This window comes from Thermogemmatispora sp. (assembly GCF_019683755.1).
GTDB lineage: Bacteria > Chloroflexota > Ktedonobacteria > Ktedonobacterales > Ktedonobacteraceae > Thermogemmatispora.
This window is the reverse complement of record NZ_JADGHT010000134.1, coordinates 1-11,805: the sequence shown is the minus strand read 5'-3', so window position 1 is coordinate 11,805 and position 11,805 is coordinate 1. Positions and strand designations below refer to the sequence as shown.

General features: G+C 64.2%; 8 protein-coding genes. 6 read left to right on the top strand and 2 right to left on the bottom strand.

Going from position 1 to position 11,805, the window contains the following annotated elements; genetic code table 11:
* From IRZ24_RS10530 to IRZ24_RS10510, 5 genes are all read left to right on the top strand, one after another.
* Nucleotides 1-1,038, top strand: a 1,038-nt coding sequence (locus tag IRZ24_RS10530) for a baseplate J/gp47 family protein (RefSeq protein WP_297163658.1), incomplete at its 5' end; no start/stop codon positions are given.
* A 202-nt stretch (nucleotides 1,039-1,240) separates the two neighbouring features.
* Nucleotides 1,241-3,751, top strand: coding sequence for a serine/threonine-protein kinase (locus tag IRZ24_RS10525; RefSeq protein ID WP_297163656.1), 2,511 nt, complete (start codon nucleotides 1,241-1,243; stop codon nucleotides 3,749-3,751).
* A 217-nt stretch (nucleotides 3,752-3,968) separates the two neighbouring features.
* Nucleotides 3,969-6,440 (top strand): protein kinase, encoded by a 2,472-nt coding sequence (locus tag IRZ24_RS10520; protein WP_297163653.1) that lies wholly within the window; start codon nucleotides 3,969-3,971, stop codon nucleotides 6,438-6,440.
* A 164-nt stretch (nucleotides 6,441-6,604) separates the two neighbouring features.
* Nucleotides 6,605-7,516 carry a R2-like ligand-binding oxidase gene (locus IRZ24_RS10515; RefSeq protein ID WP_297163651.1) on the top strand — a complete coding sequence of 304 codons (912 nt, stop codon included), beginning with the start codon at nucleotides 6,605-6,607 and terminating at the stop codon, nucleotides 7,514-7,516.
* Nucleotides 7,517-7,784: 268 nt separating this feature from the next.
* Complete coding sequence (locus tag IRZ24_RS10510) at nucleotides 7,785-8,213, top strand: thiol-disulfide oxidoreductase DCC family protein (RefSeq protein ID WP_297163648.1); 429 nt, start codon at nucleotides 7,785-7,787, stop codon at nucleotides 8,211-8,213.
* A 53-nt stretch (nucleotides 8,214-8,266) separates the two neighbouring features.
* On the opposite strand, the gene IRZ24_RS10505 is transcribed toward IRZ24_RS10510, so the two are convergent.
* Together IRZ24_RS10505 and IRZ24_RS10500 are read right to left on the bottom strand one after the other, a co-directional pair.
* The gene (locus IRZ24_RS10505; RefSeq protein ID WP_297163645.1) at nucleotides 8,267-8,773 is read right to left on the bottom strand and encodes a hypothetical protein; all 507 of its coding nucleotides are present in this window, start codon (nucleotides 8,771-8,773) and stop codon (nucleotides 8,267-8,269) included.
* A 172-nt stretch (nucleotides 8,774-8,945) separates the two neighbouring features.
* On the bottom strand, nucleotides 8,946-9,965 hold the full coding sequence (locus tag IRZ24_RS10500) for a site-specific DNA-methyltransferase (protein ID WP_297163643.1): 1,020 nt from the start codon (nucleotides 9,963-9,965) through the stop codon (nucleotides 8,946-8,948).
* Between the two features lie 435 nt (nucleotides 9,966-10,400).
* On the opposite strand from IRZ24_RS10500, the gene IRZ24_RS10495 reads away from it, so the two are divergent.
* A complete protein-coding gene (locus IRZ24_RS10495; RefSeq protein ID WP_297163640.1) occupies nucleotides 10,401-11,765 on the top strand; it encodes an MFS transporter in 1,365 nt (454 codons plus the stop codon).
* Nucleotides 11,766-11,805: the final 40 nt, after the last annotated feature.

Genomic DNA, 11,805 nt, shown 5'->3' with positions numbered 1-11,805 from the left:
GCGGCGCAGACGAAGACGGCTCAGGCGACGGGCCACGGCCAGACACCCGGCGTGCAGGCCAGGGGGACGATTACGTTTAGACACGCTGTCGGAATATGGCAGACGATTCTGAAAGGGACAGTCTTTAATGTCAGGGGCTTGCAGGTCGTAACCGATGAACCTGTCAGCCTGCCACCCGCCGACGTCGACAATCCTACCTCTGCCAGTGGGGCAGCCCACGTCGTACAGGCCGGCAGCGCTGGCAATTTACCCGCTGGAGCAATCAACCAGCTTTGCTGCTCTACTGACTTATCGATTCGCGCCATAAGCGGCCCCTTCACCGGCGGGCAGGACCCGCAGAGCTACACCTTTGTCCAGCAGAGCGACATCGACAGCGTTGCCAACCCGCTCAAAGCCAGCCTGACCCAGGAGGCCCAGCAAGAATTTCAGCGCCAGCTTCGCCCAGGCGAGCAGCTCATCAGCCAGCCCACCTGCAGCACCAGCGTCAAAAGCGACCACCAGGCCGGCGACCACGCCAGCAGCGTCACCGTCACCGTCTCGGCCAGTTGCAGCGGCGAAGCCTTCGACAAGCAAGCGGCCCTACGTCTGGGCGCCAGCCTGCTCAGCCAGGAAGCCAGCAAAACGCTGGGGAGCGACTACGCCCCCGCAGGCCAGATCATGACCAGCATCAGCGGCGCCACACCCATCAACAGCGGACCCGAGAAGGGCAGCATCTCGATCACCGTCACCGCTGAAGGGCTGTGGGCCTACCAGTTCGACGGCGCACACAAAGAGAGCCTGGCGCGCCTCATCGCCGGCAAAACCAGAAGTGAGGCCCTCCAGCTCCTGCAGCGGCAGAGCGGCATCAAAGAGGCCGACATCGCCATCGCCCACGGCAGCGATCGCCTGCCCAACGATGCCAACCAGATCACCATCACCATCAACAGCGTGAGCGGGCTAACGCCGGTCCCCAGCGCCAGCAGCGGGCCAGGCAGCCCGCCCACCACAGCACCCACCACACCCGGCCCAGGCACTCCCGCAACCACCGGCAAAGGCTAACCAAAAGCCAGAGCAGGCGAGCGGCTGCCAGGACCACTGGCATGGCCGGCGCACCCCGTTCCTTATCCGAACGGTAAGCCATTGTCTTGGTCAAAATCCGGCAATAAAACCGTGTCCTATTATGAATACAATTGGCAAACTGAAGCTGTCAGAAGTAAAGTAGGGAAGTGGTCCGCCCGACGAACCGGGGAGGGCTTCGTCTATGGGGCAAAACAAAGAACCCAGAGAATCCAGGGAGCGCCGGGAAGATGGCCAGCGCATCATCGGTGACTACGAACTCATCCGCAAACTGGGCCGAGGCGGCTTCAGCACCGTCTACCTGGCACGACACCGCATTCTGGCCCGCTGGTCCCTGGTTGCACTCAAGCACCTGCAGACACCACTGGACTCCTCCGAAGCGCGGGAACAGTTCATCGCCGAAACCCGGCTACTAGAGCAGCTCAACCATCCGCACATCCTGCCTCTCCTCGACGCAGGCATCGATCAAGAGGAATTTCCCTATCTGATCACACCCTACGCGGCGGGCGGCTCGCTGCGCCAGCGCCTGCGCCAGGTAGGAGGGCGACCCCTTCCCCTGGAGGAAATCCTCCAGATCATCGGACAGATCGGGGCGGCCCTGCAGTACGCCCACGAGCGCGGCATTATTCACCGCGACCTCAAACCGGAGAACATCCTCTTTGACGCCGACGGCAAAGCCCTGCTAGCGGACTTCGGCATGGCCCTGCTGCTCTCCTCGCGCAGCCTGGAGGCTGTCAGCCTGAGCGGCACCCCGGCCTACATGGCCCCCGAGCAATTCCGTGGGCAAGTGAGCCGGGCCAGCGACCAATACGCACTTGCCTGCATCGCCTACGAGCTAAGCACGGGGCGGCGGGTCTTCGAAGAACAAGAACCGCTGGCTCTGATGCACTGTCACGTCGAGCAAGCGCCCGAACCGCCGCGGCACCTCAACCCTCACCTACCGCCGGCAGTCGAAGCGGCCATCTTGCGCGGGCTGGCCAAAGAGCGCGAAGAGCGCTATTCCTCCGTCAGCGAGTTCGTCGCGGCCCTGCTGGCCGGCGCGGGGACCCCGGCGCAGCGGGCAGCCTCCGAAGTCTGGCCAGGAGCCATCTGGGGCGAGCCAGCAGCGCAGCTCACCCCCGGCGCCGGCGGAGTCACAGAAATGCTGGTCGCCGAGGATGAGCCGCAAGAGCAACCAGAGCGGCTCATCAACCAGGCAACGCGGTCCCTACCACCCAGCGCACACCACTCTGAGAGCCTGGCCCCGCGCGGGGCCAGGCAGCGCGAGACCTGGCAGCGTTTCCCGCACCTGCGTCGGCTGCAAGCCAGGCGGGGACTGCCCGCAGAGCGCAACGAAGGACAGCAGCCGCTCGCGGCCCCAGCGCGCCGGGCCAACAGCCGCCAGATCTTCCCAGAGCAGCCGCTGGGCGGTCCCAGGCAGAGCGCCAGAAGCCTGCTCGCCCAGCAAGCCGCATTGCCTGCCATGAAGCCACGGGAGCGCCAGCCCAACAAGGCCCGGGCGACGCGCAGGCGGGGGCTGATAGCGGCAGTTATCGCGGCGCTGCTGCTCATGCTGCTAGCGGGCCTGCTCGTGGCCTACGCCGACCCGCTAGCGCTTGGCCCCTTGGGGACCGCCCTACCCATCGGGGCCCCGCTGGCGACGGTGCACATCACGCCGGCCAGCGTGCTGCTGACGCGCCAGTACTTGATCACGGGCGTGACAGGGAAGCCCGACGCCGCCCAGCGCCAGATTCAGGCCCGCCGCCTGAGTGCGACGGTCAGCTCACCGGCGAAGACGGTTCAGGCGACGGGCCACGGTATGACAGCCGGGACCCAGGCACATGGGACGATTACGTTCTACAACGGCACAGGTCTTGCTCAGACTGTCCCCAAAGGAACCATTCTAGCGGTGGGGGGAGGAATCAGCATCGTCACCGATGAAGCAGCCTCGATGCCTCCCAGTCCTGACCTCGACCACCGGGCTACCAGCACTGTCCCTGCCCATGTTCTACAGCCAGGCAGCATCGGGAATCTACCGGCTGGGGCATTAAACCAATACTGCTGCGACGAGGCCCTGGCAATCCAGGCTATCAGCGGTCCCTTCACCGGTGGGCAAGACCCGCAGCCCTACACCTACGTCCAGCAGAGCGACATCGACAACGTCGTCAACCCGCTCAAAGCCAACCTGCTGAGCCAGGCCCAGCAACAATTTCAGCGGCAAGTTCACAGCGGAGAGCGCGTCGTCGGTCCCAACTGCAGCACCAACATCAAAAGCGACCATCGCGCGGGCGACCACGCCACCCGCGTCACCGTCAGCCTGGTGATCACCTGCAGCGGCGCAGCCTATAACCAACAAGCCGCCTTCGACATGGCGGCGGCCCTCCTCCGCCGGGAAGCCACCCACGACCCCGGACCGGCCTACAGCCTGGTGGGCCAGATCAACAGCACCATCGTCGACGCCAGCCTCAACGATCCCCAGAGCGGGCGCCTCATCGTCACCGTGAAAGCAGAAGGACGCTGGACGTATCGATTCACAGAGGGAACACAACAGCACCTGGCCCAACTCATCGCCGGCAAAAGCCGCAGCCAGGCTCTACAACTCCTGCAGCGACAGCCCGGCATCAAGCAAGCGGACATCAGCATGGCCCGCAGCGACAGTGGCCAGCTTCCCAGCGACCCGGCCTTTATCGCCATCATCATCGAAAACAGCACCTAGCGACCCAAGAGGCAACATCAGCGACATTGGCAGAAGTCAACGGGCAGGAAAAACCACCGCTGAGCAAAACGTCCGTACAGCTAGGTCAAGAGCCGACGACTGTGGTACAATAAAACGACAGCCAGAGCAAAACACCAAGGCCAGCGAAGCGAAAGAGGCAGCGAGCGCCAACAGGCCCGCTGCGCACCGCCACAGATGAAAGGATAGAGACGCAGGCATGCTCGCGTTGGAAGGCAGGCAGCTTGGCAACTACGACGTCATCCGGCGCATTCGCGTCGGAGGCATGGGCGCCGTCTACGAAGGGCGCCAGCGCACCGCCTTTGGCAGACGCGTCGCCATCAAAGTCATCCTTGGCGACTACGCCAGCGACCCCGACATGCGCCGGCGCTTCGCCCGCGAAGCGCGCACCATCGCCCGTCTACACCATCCGCACATCCTGCCTCTCATCGAATTCGGCGAGGAGCAAGGGCTACTCTACCTTGTCATGCCCTTCATCGACGGAGGCACCCTGACCAGCTACCTGCGCCGCATCTACCGGCCCCACGTCACGGGTCGCGAACCGATCCCCTTCAACCTGCACGAACTCATCGACATGTACCTGCAGCTCCTCGACGCCGTCGAATACGCTCACGACGAAGGACTGGTTCACCGCGACATCAAATCCTCCAACGTCCTGCTCGAGCTACCGCGCAGCGGCGTCCCCCACCTCTACCTGGCCGACTTCGGCCTTGTCAGGCCAGCCCGCCAGGCCGAGAGCCAGGCGGGTCGTCCCATTCCTCTTGACCAGGTACCAGGGACCCCCCAATACATGGCCCCCGAACAAACGCGGGGCATCGTCACCACCCTCACCGACATCTACGCCCTTGGGGTCCTGCTCTTCCAAATGCTCACCGGCGAGCTACCCTACGACGACCCTGACGACATCAAAGTCATCCAGATGCACCTGCGGGCCCCCATTCCACGGCCCTCGAGGCGCAACCCCCAGATTCCACCCGCCTTCGACCGCGTCGTCCGCAAAGCCATGGCCAAGCGCGACGACGAGCGCTTTCAGAGCGTAGCCGCCCTACGCGAGGCCGTCCTGCTAGCCCTGGAGGAAGCGCAGCAAGAGCCAGAGCCGCCCATCATCCCCACCTGGCCAGAAGACTGGCCCGAAGCAGCAAGCGTACAGCCACGCGAGCTGCACCACTCGCGCCCGCTCCCCCCGCTGGACTACACCTACGGCGGCAGCGGCGCCGAAGAGCCACAGATCGAAGAGCTACCACCCGAAGAGGACATTGCCGCCGCCACCACCCTTCCCGACATCACAGCCGAAGCCCTCTCACGGCCCCGACCTGGAGCGCGCTTAAGCCAGGAGCCACACACCATGGCCCTGCCCATGCCCGAGCCTCTGACCATCCCGCGCCGGGCGCGCCCAGCCGGGCAAGCCTACCCTGCCATCCAACGCATCACCGAAGAGCCACAGCCTCCACTACGCCGGCGCCAGCCAGCGCGCAGCGGCAAGCGCTCACTCTCCTTCATCATCGCCATCATCCTGATCACCATCGCCATCCTGCTCCTCCTCTTCGCCGCGCGCGCCCTCAACATGGGGCTACTTCCGCCCGGCGTTCCCCTCCTTGGCGCCGACCCCAGCGCCATCGTCACCATCAGCGTCCAGAGCCGCACCCTCCAGGACACCTATCTCCTCACGGCCTCGCCCCAGATCCAGGCCACCGACCCTGACACGCGCATGATCCCGGCGCGCCTCCTGAGCGCCAGCCGCAGCCTCACCCAGACCATCGCCACCAGCGGCACACGCACCACCCCGGCCAGCCCCGCCCGCGGCCTCCTCCTCTTCACCAACCACAGCCAGCAGCCGGTCACCATCCCGGAGGGCAGCACCTTCACCGGCACCTCCGGCATCAGCGTACGCCTCCTGACCACCGTCACCGTCCCACCGCACCAGGACGACCAGGACGGCACCGCCAGCGCTCCCGCCCAGGCCCTCAGCGCCGGCGCCCAGGGCAACATCCCCGCCGGCGACATCAACCAGCCCTGCTGCGGACGCCCGACCCAGGTCCAAGTCACCAACCCCAGCGCCTTCAGCGGCGGCAGCGACGGCCAGACCGTGCCCATCGTGGCCCAGGCCGACCTTGAGCGCGTCCGAACGAGCCTGCTGCCCCAGCTTGAGCGCCAACTGAACGACCAGCTTCGAGCCGCCCTCAAAGCAGGCGAGACCCTGGCAGGCCCACCAGCCTACCAGGTCAACATCCAGGCCGACCCACCCCCCGGCAGCCAGGCCAAACAAGTGCGGGTCCAACTGCGCGTCACAGGCAGCGCCACCGCCTACAACCCGGCCCAGGCCCGCCAACTCGCCAGCGACCTCCTCAGCCGCCAGGCCCAGCGCAGCCTGGGGAGCGCCTACCACCTGCGAGCGCGCAGCCTCAGTGCCTCCACGCCCGTAGTCACCCAGCGCGGCGAGCACGGCATCATCTACCTGAGCGTCAGCGTGCACGGCACCTGGAGCTACCAAATCAGCCCCCAGACCATCGCCCGCTGGCAGCAGAACCTGCGTGGCATCGGCAGCGAAGTCGCCGCCACTTACCTGCGCTCCCAACCCGGCATCGCCGCCGTCCAGATCCGTCTGCCCTTTGGCAGCCACAACCTGCCCCAACGGCCTGATCAGATCCGCATCATCATCAACGACCAATGAGCCAGCCGTCGGGCCACTCACCCCAACCAACAGGCCTGTCGCGCCCCTTGACAGCCAGGCGGCAGGACAGGTATCATTGAAAAAGATAACTGACTGGTAGTCAGTCAATGAAAACCCAGATCTGGCAGTCAGGCCAGTCGGGCCACCCAAGAAAGCAGGCAAGCATGACACAGACCACACATGCAGCCTTCATCACCACCAGCGAGCGCGGGCTACGCCACGACATCCTGCCGATGCGCCTCTACCACAAAGCCAAAAAGCTCGGCATCTGGGACCCGCGCGCCATCGACTTCTCCCAGGACATCCAGGACTGGCAGCGCCTCAACGAAGAAGAGCGCGAAACCCTGCTCTATCTCAGCTCCCTCTTCCAGGCCGGCGAAGAGAGCGTCACCCTCGACCTGCTCCCGCTCATCCTCACCATCGCCCGCGAGGGCCGGCTAGAAGAAGAGATGTACCTGACAACCTTCCTCTGGGAAGAGGCCAAGCACACCGAATTCTTCCGCCGCTTCCTTGACGAAGTGGCCCACGAACACAGCGACCTCCACCGCTACCACATCCCCAGCTACCGCAAAATCTTCTACGAAGAGCTACCCCAGCGCATGCACGCCCTCCTCAGCGACCCCTCACCCGAGGCCCAGGCGCGCGCCAGCGTCGTCTACAACATGATTGTCGAGGGTGTCCTGGCCGAGACCGGCTATCACGCCTATTTCAACATGCTCGAGCGCCTCAACATCCTGCCGGGCCTGCGCCAGGGCGTCGGCTACCTCAAACGCGACGAATCACGCCACCTGGCCTACGGCGTCTTCCTCCTCTCGCGCCTGGTCGCCCAAGAGCCGCGTCTCTGGGACGTCATCCAGGCCTACATGAGCGAGCTGCTCACCTACGCCCTGGGCGTCATCAACGAACTCTTTGAAGCGCGCGCCACCCAAGCGAACCCGCCCTTCGAACTGCAACTTGACGACTACCTCACCTACGCCACGACCCAGTTCCAGAAACGCCTTGACCGCATCGGACGCGCGCGCCAGCAGACCCTTGAAGAAATCTATCACGCAAGCGATCCAGACGAGCCGGCATAACCCTCTTTGCAGCGTCTCCCTTCCACGCTATGTATGGTCACCGCTCTACAAAGCCCTCTGAGTCTGACCACCGGAGACAGACTCAGAGGGCCTCTGTTCCCCACCCCAGGCAGAGATATGCTACTCTAGTAACCAGAGAGAGCCAGGCTCGCGCTCGCCCACCCGAGCCGGGCAAGCAGCCGCTCACCTGAGCGCGACAGGTCACGCCACGCTACGCTACGCCAGGCCACGACCCCGGCTGGCAGCCATTCACCGGACGGAGGAAGCCATGCCAGAGCAGAGCAAGCGCCATCCCTGCAAACCGCTCGTCATCTTTGACGGTAGCTGCGACTTCTGCACCGCCATCGCCGAACTCATCCAGCGCCTGGACTGGCGCCGACGACTGACCTGCCTCCCATTCCAAATCGAAGGCCTGCCCGAGCGCTACGGCCTCAGCGTTCGCCAGTGCGAAGAGAGCGTCTGGACCCTCCTCCCGGACGGACGACACTACCGCGGCGCACAAGCCATCAGCCAGATCCTCGACCTTCTGATCGGCCTCCCCCTCTTCCAGACCCTCTACCGTCTTCCGACGCTCGCCTGTCTCGAAGAGCGCCTCTATCGCTGGGTGGCCGCCCATCGCCAGTACCTGCCAGGCGTCAAACCCTTCTGCCAGCGCCCCGGCGCCCCCTGCGGCCCGGCCTCACGCTCACCGTCCTGATCTGCTCCCCTCTGGCCCATCGGCGTCGGCCCCGCCCAGGCCCCTACGGCCCACTACTCGGCCAGCGGCTCCGCCGACAGACCACCGCTGCGCAGCGCCTCACGCGCCTGCTCCACCTCGTGAGGATCATGCAGAAAGCGCTCGGTATAGGAGCGTTGCCAGATCCGCAACGGCGGCGTCGGACTCGGCGCCCGCACCTGCTCCAAATGAGCCAGCCAGGCCACCGCCACCAGCGACTTAAAGGCCTCAACCACCCGCCCGAGCGTCATCGCCTTATTCGTATTGCCCTCGAAGGAAAGAATAAATTGCACCCGCTGCGGCCCAATCACAAAGGTATCGAGAATCAGCCCAGGAAAAGGACGCGGCAACGCCTGCCAGGTCTCCTCTAAAATACGGCGCAGAGCCGGGTCCTCGAAACTGGGAGCATACGGCTCAGCCTGCAAAGTCACCAGATAGGTCCCCGTCCAGCCATAGTTATGCGTCGGCAAGCGCAGAGGACGACCAACGGCGCCTTTCTCATAGCGGGGCGTATGAGGGATCACCAACCTCTTCACATTCATGCGCAGCACACCTCTTTCCACCTTTCCTCACATCCACACACATAAGGAGCACAAGAGAGAGCTACATCTTTCTGAGAAGAAAGAGACACTTCCACACAGAAGCTCTCTCTACAGGATAACACAGCAGCGACCCCAGAGCAAGCCACCAGGACCGAGACCCCACCACCCCACCTCACTCAACGGCCACCACGCGCTGCAGGCAGAAAGGGCGGCGTGGCCTGACCTGAAGCAGGCGCTCACGTGTCACCTCGATGGCCAGCGGACTCCCATCGCAAGCGATCCAGCGCCGGCCCAGGCGCTCAGCCACAGCGGGCGTCACCCCACTGCCACAGAAACAATCAAGCACCAGATCATCCACCTCGCTAGAGGCCAGCAGAATGCGCTCCAGCAACGCCGCCGGCTTCTGAGTAGCGTAGCCATTACGCTCAGGATCACGCTGATGCAGATGGCTGATATCGCACCAGACATCAGCGGGCGTCATCGGCTCATCCTCGTAATAGCGATAGAGACGGCCCCCGGAACGGATCGTCCAGCAGACGCGCCCATCGGCCTCCACCTGGCGCCGCATATGATTGCGCCGCTCACTCCCCCGCAGCGGACCCACCCGCTCACCATGAAAGCAATACTGGCGCGAGCGCGTATACAACAACAGCGTATCATGCTTACGCGCAAAACCCCGCGAGCGCCGGGGTCGTCCCCCAGAATGATAATGCCAGATAATCTCGTTCTGGAAACCACCGCCGGCAGCAGCAGCCTCACGGAAGACCTCATCTAACAGCAGGCGAGCAAAATGGACAGCGCGCCAGTCCAGGTGCACATACAGGCTCCCATGAGGAGCCAGCAGCCGGTAGAGGAGCCAGAACGTCTCATAGAGCCACTGCAGATACGCATCAAGATTCCGCTGCCAGCGATCGTGATAGGCCAGTCCCCTCCTGCCGCGATAGGTACGCTCCGTCATAAACGGCGGATCAATATAGATCAGGTCAACCGCCCCGGCAAACTCACCCAGCAACGCCGGCAAGACCAGCTCCTTATCACCGTGAATCAAACGATTCTCCCAGCTCCCAGCCTCCTCACCCACAGGCGCAGACTCCGCCTCCCCCGGGAACCGCTCACAGGTCTCTAAGCGCAGTCCCGACGGCACCCCCTGCGCATACGGATTATGCTTCTGCTGCCAGATCAATTCTGCCACGGCTCCCGAGCAGCTCCCTTCGCACGTGGAACTCTCCCAATCAGAAGCAGCCAGCCCCAGTGCCAGCAGGCGCGGCCTGCCTGCCTGCACCGCGACGAGCACAGCACGACCCATTACTATAGCACAGGATAACCCTGGCGAGAATAGCCGCCCCCGACCCGCTCCCTGGCCCTATCTCCATATAGACATATGAAGTCGGCAGAGAGTACAATCAAGACGAGCGGGAACGTGAGGGAGGGGGGTGAACAGAAGCCGCAGGACGGGGGAGGTGAAAGAGACCCAGGCGCAGAGACACGCGGACCAGCCAGTCACCCTGATGGCGCCCACCGCTGGGCGACCTGGGCTGCTCCCTGGAGATGATCACCCTGAGCGAGTAGCCCACCGCGCGCTGAGCACGCGCATCCTTACCATCACTGCAACGGAGGCAAACGCCCAATGGAAACAGCAGACACCCGTATCACAGTCGCCTCACGCATCGACCGCCTGCCCCTCTCCTCACTGCATCGCCGACTCAGCTTTGTACTCGGCATCGGCACCTTTTTCGACCTCTACGATATTTTCCTGGGAGGCCTCCTCGGCGCCGTCCTGGCCCCCCTCTTCCACCTCTCCACCTTTGAAACGGCCCTCATCATCGGCTCAGGCTTCTTCGGCATGTTCATCGGAGCCATTGCCCTCGGCGTCATCTCCGACTACATCGGACGGCGCAGCATGTACATGATCGACCTGCTGATCTACTCCCTCTTCTCACTCATCGCCGCCTTTGCTCCAAACTTCCTCTGGGTTGTCATCTTTCGCTTCCTGGCCGGCATCGGCCTGGGAGCGGAGCCGCCCCTCACCGACATCTACATGGGCGAAATGATCCCGCGCCATGCCCGCGGGCGCTACACGGCCTGGTGCTATACCCTGGGCTTCTTCGGCGTCCCCCTGGCCGGCTTCGTCGGGCGCTTCGTCGTCAGAGGCAGCTTCCTGGGGCTGGACGGCTGGCGCTGGCTGCTCATCGTCGGTTCCCTGGGGGCCATCATCGTCTGGCTGCTGCGCCGCAACCTGCCCGAGTCGCCGCGCTGGTACGAAATCCGCCGCGACGAAGCCGCCGCCAACGCCGCCCTCACTGCCATTGAAGAGCAAGTCAGGCGCGAGCACGGCCTCAAAGAGCTACCAGAGCCGCAGCCGGTGGTCGTCGAGCCGCAGACGCGGGCCACCATCGCCGAAATCTTCAGCGGTATCTACGCCAAACGCACCATCATGCTCTGGATCTTCCAAATCCTGCAGACCGTGGGCTACTACGGCTTCGGCTCACTGGCGCCCGTCGTCCTCACCGCCAAAGGCTTCAGCGTCGTCAACTCGCTGAGCTACGTGGCCCTCAGCTTTCTGGGCTACCCCCTTGGCTCCTTTATCTCCATTTTCCTCGTCGAGCGCGTTGAACGCAAATGGCTGATTGTCATCTCTGCTCTGCTGATCGCCCTCTTCGGCCTCAGCTTCGGCTTCGCCACCTCCGCCGTTGTCCTGGTCATCTCCGGCTTCCTCCTCACCACTGTCAGCAATATCTTTTCCAACGCCTTCCACATCTATCAGGCGGAGATTTTCCCGACGCGCATGCGCGGCACTGCCGTCGGCATCGCCTACAGCCTGAGCCGCCTGGTCAGCGCCATTCTCCCCTTTGTCGCCCTGCCTGTCCTGCACTCACTGGGAGCGGTCGCCGTCTTCGCTGGCGAGGCTGTACTGCTAGGCATCCTCTGCCTCGACGTGGCTCTCCTCGGCCCCCGCAGCACCGGGCGCACCCTTGAAGTCATCGCCCGCTAGCCGCGCCCACCCGCCGCTAGGGACAGCCCCCAGACGGTCC